This window comes from Bacillus sp. TH22, from assembly GCF_016651015.1.
In the GTDB taxonomy this organism is placed as follows: Bacteria; Bacillota; Bacilli; order Bacillales; family Bacillaceae_G; genus Bacillus_A; species Bacillus_A mycoides.
In genome coordinates, this window is sequence record NZ_JAEKER010000001.1 from 2,476,575 (window position 1) to 2,500,663 (window position 24,089).

Sequence of the window (24,089 nt, forward strand, 5' to 3'; positions counted from 1 at the left end):
CATCTTTTTAATAATAATAATATATTCCGCTTAACATGAACACTCTTATACATATAATGAAAAAAGTGATGGCTAATCCCATCACTTTTTTCACTCGCTCTATTTTTTCTCTAGTCCTTGTCCAAATGCTTTTAAGAAACTAAAACCAAATGTAATCGCCCTGTTGATATCTGGATCTTTTAACACTTTAAAGAAATCCATCACTTTTGTTTTTTTACCACTATTTAATTCCTCTGTTGCAAATTGTAATCCAGTGACTAAACTAGATGTTATTTGTTTCGTTATTTCTGGGTCCACTGAAGATAATGCCTCTCCTGCCCCCATCATATTGTTTAATGCATTCTTTACTGGTTCACGATTTAATTGTTCAACAGCTATTTTGGAAACATCTTCTTTTGCAGCAAGTAAACTAATTGCTGCATCTAAAATTCCAGCTTTTTGCAACTGCGCTAATAGCTGCATCGTCTCTTCCACTGCTTCTCTATTTTCAGCTAGATCATTTAACAACTCATCTGTTACTTGCTGTTTTTTTTCTTCTTCTGTTACAATCTTCTTTTTAATTAAAGTAATCTCTTTTGCCATTATCTCCGCCCCCTAATTCTGGTCCACAAGTGATACGTATTGTTTTCTTTGCCACTTTCGCTCGATTTCAACACCATTTTGCGGATGACGTTTTTTATCTCTCGGGTTTGAAGATGGTAACGGACGATTTCCTTTTTCACGTAATACGCGCAGTTTCACCATTGTTTGTTTATAAGCTGGTGTACACGTATAAATGTCTGTTGCTGTTCCTGTTAAAATATTGATTGCCTCTTCATTTACTGTCGCATGCATCGGCAAATATAACTCATTTCCAGTTACACGATCTGTAACAAGCGCTTGTACTTTGATTTTTCCAAATGGTGATGCTAACTCTACAAGACCACCATCTTTCACATTGCGTTCTTTAGCAAGTTCAGGTGAAATTTCAACAAATACTTCAGACACTTTAGATAAAATACCAGCCGACTTATTCGTCATATTCCCTTCATGGAAATGCTCTAGCATACGGCCATTATTTAATAGTAAATCATACTCATCTGGTGCTACAACTGGCGGAACCCATTCATCTAGTGATAAACGTGCTAGTTTGTCTGGGAAGTTAAATCCATCTACATATAATAATGGTGTATCACTACCATCATGGCTACCCCAACATAAACTATTCCAGCCTTCTAGACGGTCGTACGTCGCTTGAGAGTATAACGGTGCAAGCGATGCAATTTCGTCCATAATTTCACTTGGACTTCCATAATTCCAGTCTCCGCCCAGTGCACGAGCTACTTTTTGTAAAATCCACCAATCTGGTTTTGAATCACCAAGCGGTTTCAATACTTCATATAATCTTTGAATACGGCGCTCTGTATTCGTAAACGTTCCTTCTTTTTCTAAGCTTGGTGCTGCTGGTAAAATAACATCGGCGAAACGAGCTGTTTTCGATAAGAACATATCTTGAACAACAAGGAAGTCTAAATTCGCTAAAATATGTTGTACATGGTTGGCATTTGAATCTACTAAAGCCATTTCTTCTCCCATAACATACATACCACGCAGTTTTCCTTCTTCGGCCGCAAGTAACATTGCGATATTATTTAATCCCGGTTCTTTCGGAATGGTAGTACCATATGCTGTTTCAAATTTCGCACGATGCACATCATCTGAAACAGCTTGGTAACCCGGAAGCCAGTTCGGTAATGTCGCCATATCACAAGCACCTTGTACGTTATTATGCCCGCGTAACGGATACGCACCGGCACCAGGACGACGGTAGTTACCTGTAACGAGAAGTAAGTTTGAAATTGCTGCTGACGTTGTACTTCCTCCTGTATTTTGAGTTACACCCATTCCCCAAAGTACACAAGTACCATCTGCTTCATATACCATACGAGCCATTTCTTTTAACTGAGCTTTAGAAATCCCTGTAATTCCCTCAGTATAATCAAGCGTATATTTTTCTAGCATTTTGCTATATTCATCAAAATTCTTTACATTTTCAGCTATGAACTTTTTATCGTGCCAATCTTGATCAATAATGTATTTCGTTATCCCAGCAAGCCATACATAATCCGTCCCTTGACTCGGGTGAACAAATATATCAGCACGCTCCGCCATTTCATGTTTACGAAGGTCTGCGACAATTAGTTTTTGTTCATGTAATTTATGAGCACGCTTCACTCTAGTTGCAAGTACAGGATGTCCTTCTGTTGGATTTGCACCAACAATAATAACAAGACCTGCCTCAGCAATATCTTTCACTGTTCCAGCATCTCCGCCCATACCGACAGTTTTAAATAAACCGTCTGTTGCTGGAGATTGGCAATAACGGGAACAGTTATCTACATTATTTGTTCCATATATTTGACGAGCTAGTTTTTGCATAAGATAGTTTTCTTCATTTGTTACTTTCGAAGAAGAAATAAACCCAAACGCATCGCTACCATATTCTGATTTAATATGTTGCATATTAGATGCAACAACTTCAAGAGCCTCTTCCCATGAAGCCTCAACAAACATATCCCCTTGGCGAATTAACGGCTTTGTAATACGCTCTTCACTGTTCACAAAGTCCCATCCGAATTTTCCTTTTACACATGTAGAAATACCATTAACCGGTGCATCTGAAACAGGTTGCACTTTTAAAATTTGACGATCTTTCGTCCATACTTCAAATGAACAACCTACACCACAAAATGTACAAACTGTTTTTGTCTTATTAATTTTCGTCTTACGCATCGCGGACTCTACTTCTGAAACTGCTAAAATACTGCTATATCCAGGCTCTACATCTTTTACAAAATCGATCATTGGATTTAGCACATCTGGTTTTAAACCAGTCATAAATCCAGCTTCTCCTAGCATCGTTTTTTCCATTAATGCATTACAAGGACAAACTGTTACACATTGCCCACAGCTAACACAAGACGAGTCATTTATACTCACACCATTGTCCCAAATAACACGTGGACGGTCTAAACTCCAATCAATCGATAAAGTTTCATTCACTTGTAAATTTTGGCATACTTCTACACACTGCCCACAAGCAATACATTGATTTGGATCGTATCGATAGAATGGATGCGACGTATCCACTTCGCATGCACTTACTTTCGGTTCATATGGATATTTCTGTTCTTCAATCTCCATCATATGTACTGTATTATGGACTTTACAGTTACCATTATTGTTATCACATACTGTACAATACAATAAATGATTCTCTAATATTCGATCCATCGCTTCAGTTTGTGCTTCCTTTGCACGTTCCGATTGCCTCTCAATATGCATGCCATCTTCCAACTTCGTCGAACAGGCACGTAGTAAACTTCCATTCACTTCTACAATACATGTATCACAAGTTTGAATAGGATCTACCTCTGGTACATGACAAATTTGAGGATGTTCTAAATTACTTTCGTTAAACAATTGGAGTATCGTCTTTTCACCTGATACGAAAAATTCTTTACCATCAACGGTTACACGGACTGTCTGTTCTGTCATAGTTTCCCCTCTCCTTACAACTAACTGTACAACACAATTATGAATCCGTTTTCATAATTGTGTTGTACATATTTTTGAAGCGCCCTGTTGAAATACTTTCCTTTGGAAGTCGATTCTAGATGTTATAAGGTATAACTACGAAAGCTTGAAAATGTCGCTATTCTACAAATCTATTATATCGTACATATACAATAATAACCAAAATAATCTGCCATCTTCTTGTTAGTAGATGCTTTTGTTTTTTTGATGTTTTATGATAAATATGGGGAAAAATACATATAAAGGGGAATTTAATATGGGGCCTATTCAAGAAACATATACAATTGTACGTTATCAATCTGGTACATTTTCAAAACAAACCGATGAGGTTGTTACGGAATCTCCCATTACAATTAAATTAAATAGCGAAGAATACGTAACAGTTGTATGCACTCCTAATTACATTGAAGATATGGTAACCGGTTTTTTAATTTCTGAAGGAATTATTTCTTCTTATAAAGATATTGAAGAATTATGGATCCAAAAAGAAAACGGAATTGTCCATGTAAAATCATCAAAAATTAATCCGCTCTATCAAACTTTATATAATAAACGGTACGTAACTTCTTGTTGCGGGAAAAGTAGACAAGGTTTTGTTTTCGTCAACGATGCAGCAAAAGCAAAAAAGTTACATGATATACATATAACTATTACTCCGGAAGAATGTTTTCACCTAATGACTTCCTTACAACAATCTTCAACTACATTTCGCCAAACGGGTGGTGTGCATAATACCGCTTTATGTGATCGAAATAACATTCTTTTATCAAGAATGGATATCGGAAGACATAATGCGCTAGATAAAATATACGGTCATTGTTTACGAAACAATATCTCTGTTCAAGGGAAAATCATTGCGTTTAGCGGACGCATCTCATCTGAAATTTTGTTAAAGGTTTCAAAAATAGGTTGCGAAATTGTTCTATCTAAATCAGCTCCAACTAAACTAGCTCTGCAACTCGCCCACGATTTAGGTATTACCGTAGTAGGATTTATTCGAAATGGATCTTGCAATATTTATACACATCCGGAACGAATCGATGGCTACAAAATAAACGATTGAATACGTAAAAGAAAGTGAAAATTTAATCAGTGGAGGGTTTTTCCCTCCTCACTGATTATTAGCCCAACCAATCGGGCTTTTACGGGTAATCCGACTCCCACGAATAGTTGGATAAAAATGACTCATTTACAAAGTGGGAATTTTAGTTATAAAAATGTAACATATTAAAACCTTGAATAGTTAATAAAGTTAATATATAATTTCATTACATAAAGTGAAACTATAATCAGTGGGAGGTGTTCATCCCCCACTGATTATTAGCCTCCACCAATCGGGCTTTTACGGGCAGCAGGGCTCCCACCTAACTTCTTTGCTCCAGCCGAATTTTGAGGTAGGAGTTTTACTGCCCACAAATAGCGGGATAAATAAAATGAAAACATAGTAGCATAATCTTTTCATTCTTTTACAAATTAAGAAAGAATAGTCACAGAATACATTTAACTAAACTTAATCTTACAAAGTTAATGAATTAAATTTGAATCAATCTAGGAGGTTACAACTATGGAAATTCGCTTATTAACAACAGAGGATGCAGAAATTTATTTGAAAGTGTGTATGGAAGGTTTAATGAAAAACCCTGAGGCTTTTAGCTCTTCTTATGAAGATGTTCTTAAACAGGAAAACCCTGTCGCTGCTATGGCAAAGCGATTAAGCAATCCGGATAAGTATACTCTAGGTGTCTTCAAAGATAATGATTTAATCGGTATTGCTACTCTAGAAACAAAGCCATTTATTAAGCAAGAGCATAAGGCAAAAATCGGCTCAGTTTTTGTTTCTCCAAAAGCGCGTGGCCTCGGTGCAGGACGAGCTTTAATTAAAGCGATTATTGAAAATGCCGATAAATTACATGTAGAACAGCTTATGCTTGATGTTGTCGCTGATAACACTGCTGCAAAAAAATTATATGAGTCCCTCGGCTTCCAAACTTACGGTGTGCAAGAACGGTCCTTAAAACATAATGGCCAATATTGGGACGAAGAGCATATGGTTTTATTCTTAAATAATTAACATTTAAATATAATTTTTCAAAAGCATCTTCTTATTAATTAAGATGCTTTTTTCATTACAACAATGTAATCTTCATGTCACCTTTATCGATCGTTCTAATCCTTTCCATTCGTTATACTAAAAATATAAAGTGAAACTTCACTCAGCGAGGAGGATCCGTCTCCCGCTAATTATTAAATGAACGTATAGCATGCAATTGATATGTAGAGGAGAATGTAACATGAAACAAAACAAACAAGCTATCTTTTTAATATTTGCTACAGCAATTGTAACTTCTGGACTGGCAATTCTACCTTGGTTTATTATATAGAATACATAAAAAAAGCTTATTGCTTCTTAAGAAGCAATAAGCTTTTTTCTATTATAAAATCCCGAAAAATTTATTTACACAACTTATCATAATAAGCATAGATACCGCAACACACATTACAACCGCATTACGATCTTGCTTTTCTTTTTGTAAATGCTCTACTTTTTTACTCATGTGTACAATCCCCTTTTAAAAAAAGTGTGAGATAGGAAATTTTTCTTATCCGATGCGAGGTGAATACGAAAACCCTCTCTATCTCACATACACAATAGAATGGAATTGTCATTTTATAAATAAAATGACATGACGTTATGTCGCAACATAGGGTATTTGTGTCGCTACATTTTCTATTATAAAAAATAGTTGTGCAAAACTAGTGCATTTTTTATGTCAATTGCCCAGATCGAAAAAATCAGCCATCCATTCAATCACATAAAAAGAGTTTTTTATTATTTTCATGTAAACTATACAAGTAGAATGAATAGTTTGGGGTGCACAAGATTATGGTGAAAATTTTATTAGTAGACGATGAAGAACGTATGTTACGATTATTAGATTTGTTCTTAAGCCCTCGCGGCTATTTTTGTATGAAAGCTACTTCTGGCCTTGAAGCACTAGAATTAATCGAACAGAAGGACTTCGATATTATTTTATTAGATGTTATGATGCCGAATATGGATGGGTGGGATACTTGCTATCAAATCCGTCAAATTTCCAACGTTCCAATTATTATGCTAACAGCTCGCAACCAAAATTATGATATGGTCAAAGGTCTGACTATGGGAGCAGATGACTACATTACAAAACCATTCGATGAGCATGTATTAGTCGCGCGAATCGAGGCCATATTACGCCGTACGAAGAAAGACGGATTTGTTAGCTTCAATGGTATTGAGTGGGATAAAACGAAACATACTGTTACAGTTTATGGTGAAAGAATCTCACTAACTCCTATTGAATTCTCGTTACTTGGACTCTTTTTACAAAATACAAACCGTGCTTACAGCCGTGATGATTTAATTGAAAAAATTTGGGGCTATCAAACAGACATCGAATACAGAACTATCGATTCACATATTCGTAATATACGGGATAAGTTACGCAAAAAAGGATTTCCAGTTGAAGATTACTTAGAAACTGTCTATAAAGTCGGATATAAATGGAAAAGTGAATAATTACTTTAATCAGTGGGGATGGATAAAACCCCACTGATTAAAGTTTCACTCTATATGAAATAAGGTATGGTGAGAAAATGAGCAAACTTTCCCTTAAAGTTGGGACATACTTTTTAATATTAGCTTTATGTATTGAAACAATTGCCTTCGTATCTTTTTATAAGAACCTTTCAAACATACGCATTGAAGAGGAAACTCTTGCTCTTTTAGAGAAAGGAAATCGCTATAGTAAAATGATTAAAAACCGCGCAAAGTGGGGTGCATATTCTAAAGAAAGGCAACTCACAGAAAGCGCTGAACACAGTAAACGGCCTAAACGTGCTGTGTACCCCGAGTTTGATATCAACACTGAGGCTGAACAATTAGTTGAATCAGAATTAATTGCTAACTCTGATATAGCTATCATTATAACAGACAATAACGGCAAAATTATTTCTACCTCAGAACCCGTAACGAAAGAAATGCAAAAACAACTTACTTGTAAAACAGAGACTATCCCAGAAGGTGGATTAATCGTTGAAAAAAACTGGAAAAAATCAAAATTCATCTCAACAGTAAGCCCGCTGGAAATTCAAGGATTTCAAGGTAAGTTATATATGTTATTAAAGACATCTTTCTTAGAAAATATGTTACTTAAACTCATGAATCAATTTCTTATCATTAGTGTTTTGACAATTATTTTAACTACTATTTCTGTCTTTGTTTTTTCTCGTGTTATTACAGAACCGCTTATAAAAATGAAGCGGGCGACAGAAAAAATGTCAAAATTAAATAAGCCGATTCAATTAGGAATTAAACGAAATGATGAACTTGGAAGCTTAGCAAAAACGATTGAAGATTTATCTAGTGAACTTACGTATATGAAAAAAGAACGAAACGAATTTCTCGCTAGTGTAGCGCATGAATTACTAACTCCATTAACCTATATGAAAGGTTATGCAAAGGTAGCAAAAAGAGATTCTCTAACGAAAGAAGAACGTGAAGAATACTTACAAATCATTGAAGACGAAACGGATAGTGTAACCGATCTCGTACAAGATTTATTTATGCTTGTCCAATTAGAGCAACACCAGTTTGTTATAAAAAAACAAAAAGTAATTCTTAAACCATTTTTAGAACGAATGGTTGAAAAAACAAAAACAACATTAACAAACAAACAAATGCAACTCCATGTACATTGCAAAGATGATTTAGAAGTTTGCATAGACGAAAGACGTATGGAACAAGTTATGTTAAATTTATTACACAATGCTTATCAACATTCACCAGAAAACACTTCTATAATAATACGTGTACTAACCAGTGCAAATACTTTTACAATAAGTGTACAAGATGAAGGTGAAGGTATTCCAAAAGAAGATATCCCACATGTTTTTGATCGCTTTTACCGTGTCGATAAATCCAGAACACGAGCTACAGGTGGAAAAGGTATCGGACTGGCTGTTGCAAAAGAAATTGTAGAACTTCATAATGGTTCTATTGAAGTTAAAAGCGAATTAGAAGTCGGAACAGAATTTATAATTGAATTGCCATTTGTATAATATATGCGTGAAATCACCAGTAGTAGTCAACACTACTGGTGCTATTTTATTTATAAAACCAACTATTATAAGCTAAGCTTTTGAAATTATTCTTATTTCAATATAAAATATAGGTATAACTGTCAAAGATTTGGAGGGTGATACAATTGGATATCCATGTATTAACAAAAGACGAAGCAGAAATTTACTTAGAACTTCGAGTAGAAGGATTAAAACAAAATCCGGAAGCTTTCAGCTCTTCTTATGAAGATATTATTAATAAAGAGTGTGCTATTGAATATAAAGCCCAAAAATTAGCACAAGATGAGAACTATACACTAGGTGCATTTAAAGATGGCACTTTAATCGGAGTTGCAACACTGGAAACGAAACCATATGTAAAACAAGAACATAAAGCAAAAATCGGTTCAGTATACGTGTCTCCAAAAGCACGCGGACTTGGAGCGGGAAAAGCACTTATTAAAGAATGTCTTGAGCTTGCTAAATCTTTAGAAGTAGAGCAAGTTATGCTTGATGTTGTTGTCGGAAACGATGGTGCAAAAAAACTTTATGAGTCATTAGGCTTTAAAACGTTTGGCGTGCAAGAACGTTCATTAAAATATAACGGACAATATTGGGATGAAGAGCATATGGTTCTTTTCCTAGATGAAGAAAAGTAATAAAAAAACATCCTCCATTTATGAGGATGTTTTTTTACTTTCTTGTAAACCATGCTGTATATAATAATTGAATGGCCTCTTCAATTTCTTCCTCTAATAAAGTCGCAAATCCAAGCAATACTGTACTTTTGGGAGAAGTCCCTTCCTTATAATATATCGAAGCAGGATACACTTTAATACTCCTTTCAGCTGCAGCTTCCATTAATTCTTTCTCTTCCATCCCATTATGCACTTTTAATAAAATATGTAGGCCGGAATCTTCCCCTATTACTTCAATGCGATTAGAAAAATATTTTTCTAATACCGAAACAAGACGGTCTCTCTTCTTTCGGTACACAACACGCATTTTATGAATATGTTTTTCCCAATGCCCGTCATTTAAAAATTTCCTAATGATCTCTTGATCCATTCTTGAAACGCTTTGTGTGTAAAATAAATATTGTTGTTGATACTTTTCAATCAATTTCTTTGGTAACACCATATAGCTCATCCGTAATGATGGCAACAATGCTTTAGATAGCGTCCCCATATAAATAACTTTCCCGTCTGTATCTAACCCTTGCAGTGCCGGTATAGGTTTTCCCGAATAACGAAATTCACTATCGTAATCATCTTCAACAATATACCTACCTTCTTCTTTCTTCGCCCATTGTAAAAGCTGCATCCTTCTCGTGATAGGCATAATCATCCCATATGGAAACTGATGAGAAGGTGTAACAAACACAATATTAGCTGAACTATTTTCTAACTCTGAAATACAAATACCATCTTTATCTAAAGATAACATTTGAACATTTTGTTCACCCTGCTCGAAAACAACCATCTTTCGGTGGTAGCCTGGATTTTCAACTGCATAACCACTTCCTTTTAACAATTGAAATAACAACTTCACTAATATTTGCGTACCAGCTCCGATTACAATTTGACTAGCCGAACATCGCACACCTCTAGATTCATACAAATAGCTCGCGATTGCTTCTCGTAAACTTACCTCCCCTTGCGGATGTCCAATAAAAAGTAAATCTTTATTTTCAAATTGCCATACCTCGTTCGTAATTTTTCGATATACATGAAACGGAAAAGTGCTAGTATCCACACCCGTTTGAGTGAAGTCAAATTTATACACCTGCTCTTGAAAAGGTACTTCCCCTATTACCTCTTCGCTACCTTCCGCATGAATCATTTGCTCGATTTCACATACAAAATAACCTTTTCTAGAAATCGACTCAATATATCCTTCGGCAAGAAGTTGCTCATAAGCTGCCTCTACTGTATTTTTACTTACTTGTAAATATGTTGCTAGCTTCCTCTTAGCCGGTAATTTCGTAAAAGCCGGAATCGTTCCATCTTTAATTTCTTTTTTTATATACTCATACAACTGCACATACAATGCCTTCTTACTATTCATATTTAAATTAGGCGTTAATTCTAACATAATATCTGACCCCTTAATAAAACTAAAATCTGATACTTTTTACAGTACCAGATTTTATATATAATTCCTTTTATCATGTCACATATAAAAAATCAAATACTAAAGAGGAGATGCATGATCATGAACAAAAGTAGACGTATCGGACTCATTATGATTATTACAGGAGCCACATTATGGGGATTATCTGGACCGATGATTCAATGGCTATTTCAACATACTAACGTATCATCACTTGATTTTTTAACAATTCGCTTGTTGCTTGCAGGAATATTTATTTTGTCTTTCTTACTAATAAAGAAACAAAACATATTTCAAATTTGGAAACACCCTAGACATTCTATACAGCTTATTATTTTCTCTATTCTTGGCATGCTTGGTGCGCAGTACGCTTTTATCGAAACAGTTCATATTAGTAATGCGGTCACAGCAACACTCTTTCAATTTCTAGGCCCTGTTCTTATTACAATGTATGTTGCATTTGAGCAAAGAAAATTCCCTGCTTCTATGCAAATACTCGCAATTATAACTGCGCTAACAGGAACATACTTTATTATTACAAATGGCTCAATCGAAAATATTGTTTTATCTAAAGCAGCCATTATTTTCGGACTATTAACGGCAATAGGATTTGCATTTTATACCCTTCATCCAGCTTCTCTCATTAAAGAATGCGGAACAACTGTAGTAATTGGTTGGGGGATGTCAATTGGAGGGATTGCACTGCTTATTTGTAATCGTTCTTTTGGATGGAATCAGATTTCGCAAACTTTCACACTTCAAACTTTTTCTATGCTTATTCTTATCATTATAAGCGGCACTCTTTCTTTCCTTCTTTATATCGGTAGTCTTAAATATTTAGCAGCAACAGAAACAAGTATTTTATCTAGCATTGAACCACTTGTAGCTGCCATCGTTTCAATCGCTTGGCTTAATGAGTCTTTTGGAGCATATCAATTATTAGGCGGAGTATGTATTGTTCTTTCTGTTATTTTCTTAACAATGCCTCAAAAAGAGAGAGAACCAACCTTTTCAACTGAACAAATATAGAAAATGTCAAAAGAGGTCGTACAAAACTTACGACCTCTTTTTATGATTTAAAGGAATTGTCCCGCCTGCTAGCAAATACAATTACACTAACAATAAAAATTAGGAGTGTGGCACCATGAAAAAAACCGGAACTATGCTACTTTTCTCCTTCCTCATTACTGGCTGCGCGCAAATGCAACCCGATTCAAATGTACCTAAAAAAGAAGTACTAGAAACATCATCCTCTCAAATTAACGCACCTTCCTTTTTTCACCTTAGTGTCTTAAAAGATGTAAATTGGGAAGAAGCACCATCATTCGTAGAAGGAAAAATACCGTTAAAAGGCATTGAAAGAAAAATTGCAATGGCTGATAGCTCTATTATCGCAAATGAGCAAAATGAAATAATGTGGTTCTTCCTGGATCCTGAAATGCCAACTGGAAAACTATCTATTATCGCGTTAAAACAAGGAACTACAACTCCAACACCAGTACTCTTTCAAAAAGAAACCTCCAAACAAACTTGGACTACTTCAAATACAGTCGATACAACCGTAAAGGAACTCCCTCTCGTAATGTCACTACCTTCATCTGGATTATGGGTATTAAACATATATGTGAATGAAAGATATTATGATCAATTTGTAATCAATGCCGAATAAAGTGACAAAACTGAAACACTTCCTTACAACAATGTAATTTCTACGTCACGTACTTCGATAGATGGATTATCTCTCTTCTCTTATACTTAAAGTAAGAAATGACGCAAGGAGAGATGAGAGATGAAAAAAATGATAGAAGTGATCGTAGCAGTAACTGAGGTTTTAATAAATGGTAAACAAGTTGCAATGGAATTAAATAAATAATGAAAGGGGCTTGAATAAATTTACACTTCTTCATTATTTTGATTTCTTATCTCAAAAAAAGCAGTGCCTTTTTAAGGCGCTGCTTTTGACTATTTATAACTTGGCATTTTCGTAATTTGCGCCACTCCTGAATCAATGGCTGCTTTCGCTACTACTTCTGCAACACTTGGAACAACTCTTTTATCTAATGGATTTGGAATTACATAATTCGCATTACGCTCTTCGTCCGTAATTATGTTAGCGATCCCATATGCTGCTGCTAATTTCATCTCTTCTGTAATATCAGTCGCGCGTACGTCTAATGCACCACGGAATATACCAGGGAACGCTAATACATTATTTACTTGATTTGAATAATCAGAACGACCAGTTCCAACTACAGCAGCTCCAGCTTCTAATGCATCTTCTGGGAATATTTCTGGAATTGGATTCGCCATTGCAAACACAATCGCTTTCTCATTCATCGTCTGTACAAGTTCTTTCGTTAATACATTAGGAGCAGATACGCCAATGAAAATATCAGCCTGATGAATCGCTTCTTTTAATGTTCCACGTACATATTCGCGATTTGTCTTCTTTGAAACTTCGATTTGTGCTTCGTTCATCCATGTTTCACCTTCACAAACAATACCTTCTAAGCTAACTAACGTAATATGTTTTACGCCAGCTTTTAATAATAATTTTCCAATTGCAATTCCTGCCGAACCCGCACCGTTAATAACAATTTTCACATCATCCATTTGCTTACTTACAACTTTTAATGCATTAATAACGGCTGCTAAAACGACAATAGCCGTCCCATGCTGATCATCATGAAATACAGGAATATTCGTTTCTTCTTTTAATCGTCTTTCAATTTCAAAGCAACGTGGTGCTGCAATATCTTCTAAATTAATTCCTGCAAATGTAGGCTCTAAATTTTTAACAAGGGTAACGATTTCATCCACATCAGTCGTCCCTAAACATAACGGGAAAGCATCTACATTCGCAAATTTCTTAAATAAAATACTTTTCCCTTCCATAACAGGCATAGCCGCTTTCGGTCCAATATTCCCTAAACCAAGTACTGCAGTTCCATCTGAAACAACTGCAACCATATTACCACGTGCTGTATAGTCATAGGCTGTTTCCTCATCTGCCGCAATTGCTTTGCAAGACTCCGCTACACCTGGTGTATAAGTCAGGCTTAAATCATCCGCTGTATTTACTTCTACCTTACTTGTAATCTCAATTTTCCCTACTAACTCTTTATGCAATAACAATGATCTTTCATTAATTTGATTTTCTAACATACTTATAATCTCCCCTTAATTTGACAAGCTAGCTATATGAATATAGCTAGCTTGTTTGATCATGAAAACATTGTTAATAAGATTGTCGCTGTTACAACCATTGCTGCCCCGCCTAAACGCGTCGAAATTTGCGCGAACGGCATTAATTCCATACGATTTGAAGCTGATAAAATAGCAACATCTCCAGTTCCACCTAAACCGCTATGACATCCAGTTACAATCGCTGATTCAACTGGATACATTTTCATCACTTTTCCTATAAGAAAACCTGACGCTACCATTGTAAGAACAACCGATGCACAAACAACAACATATCCTACAGAAAGAACTGCCGCTACGTCTTTTAACGGAATATATAGCAATCCTAAACCGACCATTAGCGGCCAAGTTAAATTCTTTGAAATAAATTTATATAAATGGAATGCTCCTTGTTCCATTTTTGCTGGCATTAATTTAAAGTATTTCACAAGTGCCGCTGAGAAAATCATAATGATTGCTCCTGGAATACCGATAAACTTAGAAGCAAATCCTCCGAAGATGAAGAACGTACACGCAATTAATAAACCTGCTCCCATTAATGAGAAGTCAATTGGTTTCTCTGTATTTTGTTCTTTTAATAACTCTGCTTGATTATCTGTTTTCACTAATACACCGTTACCACTAAGCTCAGGTCTCTTCTCACCTAAACGCTTCATATACCCTGCACTCACGATTGCAAACATATTCCCAATAATAGCTGCCGGAATAAGCTGTGATACAAACGTTGCTGATGATTCATTTAAAATATCACTATAAGCTAGCGACAATGGTAAAATCCCTTCTCCGATACCACCACTCACAATTGGTACGATGATAAAGAAAAATGTCTGCTTCATTTCAAATCCAAATAGTGAACCGACTAATAAGCCCACTGCTACAGAAGCTAACGTCCCTACTACTAAAGGAATAAACATACGAACGAAACCTTGTACTAATACTTTACGGTTCATTCCTAAAATACTTCCAACTACTAAACAAGAAATATATAAATATAAAAAGTTCGATTTTTTCATTAACATGGTCGCAGCTTCCATTGAAGCTGGATTCATCCAGTTAAAAAATACAAGTAACGATGGAATAAATAATGAGAGAATTGCTGGACCACCGATATTTTTTAATATTGGAATTCTCATCCCAATGTCACCTAAGAAAATACCCATGATCATAATAACTGCAAAACCACCAATCATATCTGCTGGTAATTTATTATATACAGATGCTCCATAAATAATAGCAGCCAATACTACATATAACGGTAAAGGTATAACACCGATTTTAACGTTCATAATTTTAGAAGCGAAAGATTCACTTTTCAATTCATTGCCTTCAGAAAATGATACCGCTTCCACATTCTTTTGAATTCCCATATGGCACCCCCTTGTTTTCTTAATAACAATATTAAAACGCTTTCAATAGTAAAAATAGCTTTTGTAAGTTTTGTAACTACTTTTGTAATTAAAAAAAGTATAAGCGGCCTATAATAAGTCGCTTATACGTAAAAGTCTATTTTATTTTGGTCAATACACCTTAATTTACTCACCGGTCTTCCCACATTTTGATACACCATTTCATTCTCTAATACTCCGATTTCAGTCAAAAACATTACATACTTTCGAATAGAAACTCTCGAAACCCCTACTAATTGCGCCATTTCATCAGTTGTAAATGCTTGTCCATTAAGTGATTTGATTTTCTTCCAAATTAATTGCAATGTTTGCTTCGTTAATCCTTTCGGAAGCTCTTTAGTGACAGTAGGCTCTCTTTTTTCTTTTTGCAAAATTAACGAATCTAATTCCGATTGACTAATTTTTTGTTGTTCTTTCATGAAAGTAAGTTTTTCTCGATATATAGTTAATGCCTTTTTAAATCGTTCAAATGTAAATGGCTTAATTAAATAATCTACTACACCATATTGTAATGCTTTTTTAATACTCCCCATATCATGTACGGCTGAAATCATCATAATATCGATTTCTTTTTCTTGGTTGCGAATATACATTAAAAGCTCAAATCCAGTTTCTTCAGGCATAAAAATATCAAGTAATACTAAATCTACTCGTGATTCCTCTAATACTTCTATCGCTGCTTTAACTGAGTTAACTGCATGGACAAGTTCAAACCCTCCCACTTGCTCTAAATAATGCGTATTTAACATCGCAACCATCGGGTCATCTTCTACAATTAAAACTTTAATCATATTTGCCTCTCATCCCTACCTTTAGGTATTTCAATTGTTATCGTTGTTCCCTTTCCTACTAATGAATGCATATGAATTTCCCCATTTATTCGCTGTATACTTTCTTTTACAAGATACAAACCATAACCGCGATTATCCCCTTTTGTGGAATAACCTTTTGTAAATAATGCATCCACTGCGTCTTCTTCTATACCTTTCCCCGTATCTTGTACTGTAATAGTTAATGCATTCTGATATTGTATCCCAACTTCAACTTGTTTCTTTTTGCAATGTATCACTGCCTCTAATGCATTATCTATTAAGTTCCCTACAATCGTAATAAGTTCATGAGTAATACTTTCATCATATATTTCCGGCAAGTAAGAATCTTCACTTATAATTAACTTTATATTTTTCTCCCTAGCATAGCTAAGTTTACCTAGTAAAAAACCAGCAAATACTGGACTTTTTATTCTTTTCATAACCCCACCAATTTCATATTGATGCTCTGATACCATGCCGCTTATATACTTTTGTAATTCTTCATATTGTTTCATATGTGTAAGCCCTAATACGACATGCATTTTATTCATAAATTCATGAGATTGTGCCCGTAACGCTTCCGCATATAGCCTAATACCAGTTAGTTCTTCTGCTAATTTTCTAATTTCTGTTTTATCACGAAATGTTGCGATCGCGCCAACTATTTCTCCTTTTACATATAAAGGAACACGATTTGTGACTATCGTAATTCCGTAAATATTTTGTTCTTCGTTTAATTGTACCTCGCCTGTTTGCAACACTTCTTTTATACGCGAATTTGGCATATACAACTCAACATCTTTACCAATAAAGTCTTCTTCAAGTCCACTTTTTTTAAATAGCCGTTTCGCTTCATTATTAATTAACGTTACTCTCGCCTCTTTATCTACAGCAATAATGCCTTCTTTTACAGATTGTAACATCGTATTTCTTTCTTCAAGAATTTTCGCTATCCTGTGCGGCTCAAGACCGAATAAACTTTTCTTTATATGTCTAGCTAGCAATATTGCTCCTATAAGTCCGACTAATACTCCAACTCCGACACCGATATAAATAATATGTCTACTTTCCTTAACTCTCTCTTTTACATTATCTGCCGAGATACCAACGGCCGCCGCGCCAAGTTGTTCACCTGTTTCAGAAAATATTGGTACAAACACTCGCATTGAAATACCTAAAGTTCCTTCTGCTAGCGATACATGTTCCTTCCCTTTCAATGCAGGTCCTTCATCTCCCCCAATAAAATGATGACCTATTTTTTGAGGATTTGGATGAGATTTTCTTATTCCATCCATATCCATAACTACAATAAATTGAACACCTGTATTTTTTAATATTCTATTTGTATACGTTTGGATTGCTGAAGTATCTGCTTTCCCAATCAAACCATTGATTACAACTGAATCATTCGCCACAATGTGTGCAATTGTTTTCGCTTTCTCTGCCTGGCTTTCCTCCGTTGTCCGTTCTACATTATGACTAATTAATATATCTGTCACAAGTAAAGAAAAAATTACAACTGTACAAACTAACAATGTAATCGTTTTCCATAAATTCCATAGTCTTTTTCTTTTTTTCATCCCGTTAATGACTCCCCTAATTACTGAATAGAAAAATAAGTAAGGTGATATTATTTTCACCTTACTTATTTGCTGTTATTATACTTTAAATTTACTAGTCATTGCTTGTAGTTCTTCGGCCATCTCAGCTAAGTTTTGCGAAGCCGAACTAATTTCTTCCATCGAATTTACTTGTTCTTCTGTTGAAGCTGCAACACTTTGCATACTAGCTGTATTTTCTTCTGCAGCCGCTGCAATTTCATCAATAGCGTTTGTCACTTCATTTGCATCTCCAGCGATTCTCTTCGTTGTTTCTACCATTTGATTAACTTGAGAAACAATATGAGTAGTAGAACTTAAAATTTCTGTAAAACTTACTTTCGTTTTTGTTACAACATCTAAGCCTTGTTGAACTTCCCCACTCACATTATCCATTGCCTTAACAGTATGTTCAATATCAGCCTTAATTTCTGCAATTAAATTTGCAATCTCTCCAGATGATTCTCCTGATTGCTCTGCTAATTTTCTAACTTCATCAGCTACAATAGCAAATCCTCTTCCCTGCTCACCTGCTCTTGCCGCCTCAATAGCCGCATTTAAAGCTAATAAGTTCGTTTGAGTAGCAATATTTTGAATTGCTTCAGAAATAGCTCCTACCTGCTTTGATTTCTCATCAAGAAGTTTAATAATAGCATCTGACTCGGATACCGATTTAGAAATAGACTGCATTTGTTTTGCTGTTTGTTCAACCAATTCTTCCCCTTCTTCAGCTCTTTCTCTCGCATGTAATGAGGAGATAGAAATTGATTCCGCGCTTCCAGTTACATCTTGAATTGCTGTATTTACCTGTTGTAATGTAGCCGCACCTTCTTCAACACCTTGACTTTGTGATTCAGCCCCACCTGATACTTGTTCCATTGCAATTGTAATTTGATCTGTCGCATCATTTGCTTGCTGTACGCTCGCTGTTAACTCTTCAGCCGATGCAGCGACATGTTCTGCTGAAAAACTAATTTGAGTAATCACATCTTGTAAAGAGGCAGACATTTCATTAAATGAACTCCCTAATTTCCCTATATCATCCTTGGAATGGATTGTAATTTTCTCTGTCAAATCTCCCTTACTAATTTTATGTGCCGAGTCAGCTATTTTTCTTAATGGTCTTGTAATAGACTTTGTAATGAAATAAATTAATACACTACCAAATACAATAGCGATAGCAATGACAATCAAAGTCTTATAAAACACTGGATTCGCAGCTTGGGTAATTTCTTCGTCGAACATAACTCCAACTACTTTCCATCCTGTTTTCTCATTTGTTGCAAAGATTAAATTCTTTTTATCACCTTGTTCTGTATAAGACACATTTCCTTGTTTTTCTTCATAAATTGGTTTAATCCACGGATCAGTAACTTTTGCACCTGGTTTTCTAGATGGATGACTAACAATTTGCTTATTTTGATCTAGAATAACTGCATAACCTTTTTCACCAATGTTAATCATTTTGGAAATTTTTAAGATGTTATCTAAATTTAAATTAATTCCTATAACACCTTTACCATCTTTTACTTCTTTAGCAATTGTCACTACCATATTTTTAGTAGATGCTGATTGATATGGTGCAGTAACAATTACCTTTCCTTTATTTTCATACGCTTCTTTATACCAAGATCTATCTGTTGGGTTATAGCCATCAGCCATTTGGATAAATGGTTCTCTTATAAACTTTCCTGCCTGTGTTCCAATATAAATACCTTCTACTTCTGGATGAAGTTTTATATATTGCGCTAACTTCGTTCTTACTATTTCTTCTTGTCCGTTTGGATATGTATCCTCTGTTAAAATGTCTGCAAAGTACGCCGCATCAACAAATTTCTCTTCTATATTTTGAGAAATAACAGTATTTAAAACTGAAATATTTTCCTTTGCTTTACCTGTAATTTGTTGTTCAAAATTTGTTTTGGCAGTTTGATATGAAACACCACCGATAATAAGTCCTGGTATAGTTAAAATAAGAAAAAATGAAATGATTAATTTTTTCTTGATACTCATACATTTAACCCAGTTAAATATTTTTTGCATAATAATCCTCCTTTATGTAATAGAACACTTGTGTAATTTTATACAATCAACATGTATAAAACAATATATAATGATAACATGTAATTTTTTCGTCAATTATGCATTTTTACATATCCACTTCTCCTAAACATTTTAATCCTAAAAAACAAGAGAACTTTAGCATATATAATAAGCTAAAGTTCTCTTGTTTTTTAACAGCTTCTCTTCAAAAAAATCTGCAAACCTTCTCTTACAATTTCTTAAATCTTTATCCTTCACCTTATAGTTATATAGTTCATGCTCTTATTCCTAATTTATTTGGAGTTATTTACATAGCTAATTGCCTGACTCCCCATCTGCACCCATGCCTGTTCAAATTTTTCTCTTGGCACTTTTACATCTAAGCTATCATCGAGGGGATCTCGAATATATACAGATTCCTTATCGTACCCAACAAGTACAACACAATGTTCATTATACGTAATAGAAACATCCCCACTATTTGTTTCCCATGTAGTAAATTCATCTTCATCTAAAGGAGCATATGTTGCATTCGTAATCATGACTACCGGGTGCCCTGCTTTTACACTCTTATAAATTTCTTCTATACTCTTCCCTGTTAAGTCCACAGCTTTATTCGGTAAATATTTTTTTGCTAACTGAAAAAGTGGTCCGTGATATACACCGTATCCGGATTCAGAAAAGGTATAAATATTCCCTACAAATCCTTCATTCGGATTCCCACGTACACCATCTTCCATAAAATTAACTTTTTTTATTTCATTTGCTAATTTCATCTTATCTACAGAAACACCTGCGTATTGTAACATCATCGCTAAACTTGTTACTTCGCAGCCTCTATCTAACTCTGGTAATTGCTGAATTAAAGGCACATTTGATAACATGACTTTTTCATCGTTATTACTAAACTCTATCCGTTTTTGACTTTGTACACTTGAAAATAGTAACCCCTTTACTTTCTCCACATACTTTGTAATTCCATTTGTATATGCACCCCATACCCCTATACATAGTAAGGCCATACATATATACCACTTCCATTTTCGTATCACTCTCACGCCCTTTTTAATTCGTTAAATACGAATAAAACGCATTAGCATCTGTTTGAACCATAGGAACAAACTTAAGCTCTTTTCCCTTTTCAGGTTGTTCAAGATTTATCTTCTCCGCTAAATCTTGAATCTTCAAATTCGTTCTATCCATACCTAGCTCATCTGCTATTTCTATTACCTTTTGCTCATTTATTTCTCTTAATACTTGATATATATCTTTGCCATATAAATCAATATGATATTTTTTTGCTTCTTCCTGTACTTTTTGTTCGTACACTTCCCCTGCTAACTCTTCCATCTCTTTTCCTTGTTGAGCAATACCTAGCTTTTCTGCTTCTTCTCTAACTTTCGTTCCGTAGATTTCTTCCTCAATCTCTTCTATTTCTTTTCCTTCAGTTGAAACACCAAGCTTTTCTGCTTCATTATTAATTTTAATCTTATTAATTTGATCAATTAAACTTACAATCGACGTATTCTCTATAGATATTCCTAGTTTCAACGCTTCTTTCCTCACTTTTGTTTCATAAATTTCTTCTGAAAGAATTCCAACATCTTTCCCTTCTGCCGAGATACCTAATTGATTAGCTTCTCTTCCTACTTCCGTCTCATGAATTTCTTTTTCTAACGTAATTTGTTCTTTCCCATCCGTTTCAATGCCTAACTTTTCCGCTTTTTCTTCCGTATGCATTGCATGTATTTTCCCATCATTTAATTGTTCTTTACTACGCTGCGTGTAATCTGTCTTTCCTTTTGTCATTCCAGAAGGGGAGGCACCCCCTAATATACTTAAACTCATTACTCCAATAGTGAATACCGTCATCATTTTCTTTTTCAAGACTTCTTCCTCCCTCTCACGCTTTCTTTTTCCAGCTTTCCCATAAATTTTTTTATACTATGCATAAACTTCATCTCTGTTAGAAATAACCTTATGATTTATCCAGTTCATTCAAAAAAACTTACATCTTTTCTTTCCATCACAAGTTTCCATGATGTAATACATGATACAAGTTGTTTCTTAACTTTCCCTTAAAAAAAAGACGACCTTGTAAAAACAAGATCGTCTTCTCACTTATATTCTTTGATTTTTAGGGAAAATCACTTCAAAACAAGTTCCTTCTCCCCATTTGCTCTCTACCGATATTTTTCCATAATGCTTTTCTACAATCCAATTAGCGATTGAAAGACCTAACCCAGCTCCTTCTGACATACTTCTTGCTTTGTCTCCTTGATAAAAACGATCAAATAAATTTGGAATATCTTCTTCTTTAACTCCTATCCCATTATCTTTCACCCGTATACGAATTGAATTACTCGTTTGTGTGCAATCAATTTGAATATGCCCATCTTCATTCGTATACTTCATCGCATTATCTAACAATATGACCATCATTTGATGGATTCTCTCTCTATCACCCATAAACGTTATATCACGTTCTACTTTTAATATCATCGCTTTTTCTTGATAAGAGGCAATTTCTTTATATGGATTTATAATTTCTTCTAACAACTTATCCAGTTCAAATGTTTTCTTTTCCATCTCAATTTGATTAGAATCCGAACGTGCTAACAACAATAAATTGCTAACGAGTTTCGATAGCCGCCTACATTCTTTTGAAATTGTAGAGATATCCACGGCTTTTTCTTCTATCGTAGCGGATGGGGACTGGAATAATACATCCGTTTTTGATTGAATAACTGCAAGCGGTGTTCTTAATTCATGTGATGCATCGGAAACGAATTGCTGCTGTTTCTCCCATGAATTTTGAATAGGTATGAGTGCCCTGCCAGCTAGGAAAAAACCGATACCTATTGCACATAGACTGCCTATGCTACAACCTATTATGAGAATTAAAAATAAAGTATTTAGCATTTCTTCTTCAGCTGTTGTATCACGTACAATTTGAACTATTTTTCCATCTTCTTGAAACGCAAACGTTCTAAAATATCGTCCTTGCACTTCAATATCTTGCAAATCCCCTACCTTTTTTGGAGAAAACTTTTCCAAATCCCCTTCAAAGTTAGAGCGAAATTTATGGTTATCGCCTTCTATCTCCACTATTTTTCCATTCCAAGTTATTATAGTTATCCGTGGGTCTCGAATTTTGATATTCTCTATACGTTTTCTTGGTGGTGGCATTTTAACATCAAATTTTTCTCTATACTGAGTTATCATTTTTATAGATTGATCCACTTCATTATAAGTACGCTTGTATGTGTACGAATAAATAATACTACCTAATACACCTATTAATAGGATGAATACTAACGAATTCAATATAGTTAGACGAATACGTGTCTTTTGAAACATGCTTCCCTTTCTCATTGTTCTTTTAATATATATCCAATACCTCGAACGGTTTGAATATCTTTCTGATAACCGAATGGTTCTAATTTTTTACGTAAATGATGTACATACACTTCTACAATTGCTACTGTCGTATCTGAATCAAATCCCCAAACACGATCGAAAATTTGTTCACGCATTAAAATCTTCCCGCTATTTTGAATGAGATACTCTAGTAGCTCGTATTGTTTTAATGTCAGCTTAATACCTTGTCCATCTACTTGAATGTCTTTATCTTTTCCGAACAATTCAATTCCTTTATAGCGAATGGTCTGCTGTGTTGTTAAACTACCACTTCTGCGTAGTAATGCACGAATTCTCGCTTTTAATTCAGGGGCCTGAAACGGCTTAACAATATAGTCATCTCCACCAAAGTCCAATCCTTTCACTCGATCTTCTAAAGAATCTCTCGCTGTCAAAAACAAGACTGGCGTTTCAATCTTTTCATCACGTATTTTTTGAATCACTTCAAATCCGTCCATTTCTGGCATCATCACATCAAGCAAAATTGCATCATAAATGTTTTGCAGCGCCAAAAACAAGCCGTCTTCCCCATTCATTGCCGTATCCACTTCAAATTCATCACGTAAAATTTGTACGATAGACTCTAATAACGAGGCATTATCTTCTACTACAAGTAAGCGCATATTCTCACCTTCCACAATCTATTTCAACTCTCTTTATTATTGCATCTCTTCTCTTCATAACGAAATAATGTAATCATATTATGTAATTTCATTTTCAACTATTTCCTTCTAAAGTTTTGCTCGATATAAAATTTTGAACCTTTATTATAAAGGCTCTTTCTTAAATTTTGCTTAATAAAAAATTGAAAGAAATAAGAT

At 34.8% G+C, this 24,089-nt stretch carries 20 protein-coding genes and 1 pseudogene; 7 read left to right on the top strand and 14 right to left on the bottom strand.

Translation table 11 applies throughout. The annotated features are described in order from the left end of the window. Positions 1-99 precede the first annotated feature (99 nt). Both JFU18_RS12595 and fdhF read right to left on the bottom strand, forming a co-directional pair. Positions 100-582, bottom strand: a complete 483-nt coding sequence (locus JFU18_RS12595) for a helical membrane plugin domain-containing protein (protein ID WP_002140332.1) — start codon at positions 580-582, stop codon at positions 100-102. A 12-nt stretch (positions 583-594) separates the two neighbouring features. Further along, positions 595-3,537 carry a formate dehydrogenase subunit alpha gene (fdhF, locus tag JFU18_RS12600; protein WP_201034689.1) on the bottom strand — a complete coding sequence of 981 codons (2,943 nt, stop codon included), beginning with the start codon at positions 3,535-3,537 and terminating at the stop codon, positions 595-597. Positions 3,538-3,832: 295 nt separating this feature from the next. On the opposite strand from fdhF, the gene fdhD reads away from it, so the two are divergent. Beyond that, positions 3,833-4,639, top strand: coding sequence for a formate dehydrogenase accessory sulfurtransferase FdhD (fdhD, locus tag JFU18_RS12605; protein ID WP_002125147.1), 807 nt, complete (start codon positions 3,833-3,835; stop codon positions 4,637-4,639). 501 nt (positions 4,640-5,140) lie between these two features. Then, positions 5,141-5,647: a GNAT family N-acetyltransferase gene (locus tag JFU18_RS12610; RefSeq protein WP_002010444.1), complete on the top strand. Its 507-nt coding sequence runs from the start codon at positions 5,141-5,143 to the stop codon at positions 5,645-5,647. A gap of 361 nt (positions 5,648-6,008) precedes the next feature. Here JFU18_RS12610 and JFU18_RS30210 read toward each other — a convergent pair whose 3' ends face one another. Further along, entirely contained in the window at positions 6,009-6,131 is a 123-nt protein-coding gene (locus JFU18_RS30210) for a hypothetical protein (protein WP_002125145.1), read from the bottom strand. 329 nt (positions 6,132-6,460) lie between these two features. Here JFU18_RS30210 and JFU18_RS12615 point away from each other — a divergent pair, with 329 nt between their 5' ends. The 3 genes from JFU18_RS12615 to JFU18_RS12625 all read left to right on the top strand — a co-directional run bounded on the left by JFU18_RS12615 (position 6,461) and on the right by JFU18_RS12625 (position 9,332). After that, positions 6,461-7,132, top strand: a complete 672-nt coding sequence (locus JFU18_RS12615; RefSeq protein ID WP_016126538.1) for a response regulator transcription factor — start codon at positions 6,461-6,463, stop codon at positions 7,130-7,132. A gap of 77 nt (positions 7,133-7,209) precedes the next feature. Then, the gene (locus tag JFU18_RS12620; protein WP_201032436.1) at positions 7,210-8,673 is read left to right on the top strand and encodes a HAMP domain-containing sensor histidine kinase; all 1,464 of its coding nucleotides are present in this window, start codon (positions 7,210-7,212) and stop codon (positions 8,671-8,673) included. A 146-nt stretch (positions 8,674-8,819) separates the two neighbouring features. Continuing rightward, positions 8,820-9,332: a GNAT family N-acetyltransferase gene (locus JFU18_RS12625; protein WP_002029700.1), complete on the top strand. Its 513-nt coding sequence runs from the start codon at positions 8,820-8,822 to the stop codon at positions 9,330-9,332. Positions 9,333-9,366: 34 nt separating this feature from the next. Here the strand turns inward: JFU18_RS12625 and pdxR are convergent, their stop codons facing one another. After that, positions 9,367-10,767, bottom strand: coding sequence for a MocR-like pyridoxine biosynthesis transcription factor PdxR (gene pdxR / locus JFU18_RS12630; protein ID WP_201032435.1), 1,401 nt, complete (start codon positions 10,765-10,767; stop codon positions 9,367-9,369). A 120-nt stretch (positions 10,768-10,887) separates the two neighbouring features. Here pdxR and JFU18_RS12635 point away from each other — a divergent pair, with 120 nt between their 5' ends. Next, a complete protein-coding gene (locus JFU18_RS12635) occupies positions 10,888-11,814 on the top strand; it encodes a DMT family transporter (protein ID WP_002091048.1) in 927 nt (308 codons plus the stop codon). Between the two features lie 115 nt (positions 11,815-11,929). Next, positions 11,930-12,454, top strand: coding sequence for a DUF4871 domain-containing protein (locus JFU18_RS12640; protein ID WP_201034688.1), 525 nt, complete (start codon positions 11,930-11,932; stop codon positions 12,452-12,454). A 293-nt stretch (positions 12,455-12,747) separates the two neighbouring features. Here JFU18_RS12640 and JFU18_RS12645 read toward each other — a convergent pair whose 3' ends face one another. From JFU18_RS12645 to JFU18_RS12685, 10 genes and pseudogenes are all read right to left on the bottom strand, one after another. After that, on the bottom strand, positions 12,748-13,950 hold the full coding sequence (locus JFU18_RS12645; protein ID WP_085309029.1) for an NAD(P)-dependent malic enzyme: 1,203 nt from the start codon (positions 13,948-13,950) through the stop codon (positions 12,748-12,750). Positions 13,951-14,009: 59 nt separating this feature from the next. After that, positions 14,010-15,356 (bottom strand): 2-hydroxycarboxylate transporter family protein, encoded by a 1,347-nt coding sequence (locus tag JFU18_RS12650; RefSeq protein ID WP_016093372.1) that lies wholly within the window; start codon positions 15,354-15,356, stop codon positions 14,010-14,012. A 122-nt stretch (positions 15,357-15,478) separates the two neighbouring features. After that, complete coding sequence (locus tag JFU18_RS12655; RefSeq protein WP_201032434.1) at positions 15,479-16,186, bottom strand: response regulator; 708 nt, start codon at positions 16,184-16,186, stop codon at positions 15,479-15,481. Further along, positions 16,183-17,787 (bottom strand): sensor histidine kinase, encoded by a 1,605-nt coding sequence (locus JFU18_RS12660; RefSeq protein ID WP_201032433.1) that lies wholly within the window; start codon positions 17,785-17,787, stop codon positions 16,183-16,185. The genes JFU18_RS12655 and JFU18_RS12660 overlap by 4 nt, the downstream gene beginning before the upstream one ends. A 78-nt stretch (positions 17,788-17,865) precedes the next feature. Next, a complete protein-coding gene (locus tag JFU18_RS30650) occupies positions 17,866-18,813 on the bottom strand; it encodes a methyl-accepting chemotaxis protein (RefSeq protein WP_440582278.1) in 948 nt (315 codons plus the stop codon). Further along, positions 18,805-19,848 (bottom strand): annotated as a pseudogene (locus JFU18_RS30655) (HAMP domain-containing protein); the annotation flags it as partial. The gene JFU18_RS30650 and the pseudogene JFU18_RS30655, both read right to left, overlap by 9 nt. Positions 19,849-20,141: 293 nt before the next feature. After that, a complete protein-coding gene (locus JFU18_RS12670; RefSeq protein WP_201050315.1) occupies positions 20,142-20,870 on the bottom strand; it encodes a C39 family peptidase in 729 nt (242 codons plus the stop codon). Between the two features lie 43 nt (positions 20,871-20,913). Continuing rightward, positions 20,914-21,735: a hypothetical protein gene (locus JFU18_RS12675; RefSeq protein WP_002140315.1), complete on the bottom strand. Its 822-nt coding sequence runs from the start codon at positions 21,733-21,735 to the stop codon at positions 20,914-20,916. 234 nt (positions 21,736-21,969) lie between these two features. Next, positions 21,970-23,208 (bottom strand): sensor histidine kinase, encoded by a 1,239-nt coding sequence (locus tag JFU18_RS12680; protein WP_201032431.1) that lies wholly within the window; start codon positions 23,206-23,208, stop codon positions 21,970-21,972. A gap of 11 nt (positions 23,209-23,219) precedes the next feature. Beyond that, the gene (locus JFU18_RS12685; protein ID WP_002091066.1) at positions 23,220-23,891 is read right to left on the bottom strand and encodes a response regulator transcription factor; all 672 of its coding nucleotides are present in this window, start codon (positions 23,889-23,891) and stop codon (positions 23,220-23,222) included. Positions 23,892-24,089: the final 198 nt, after the last annotated feature.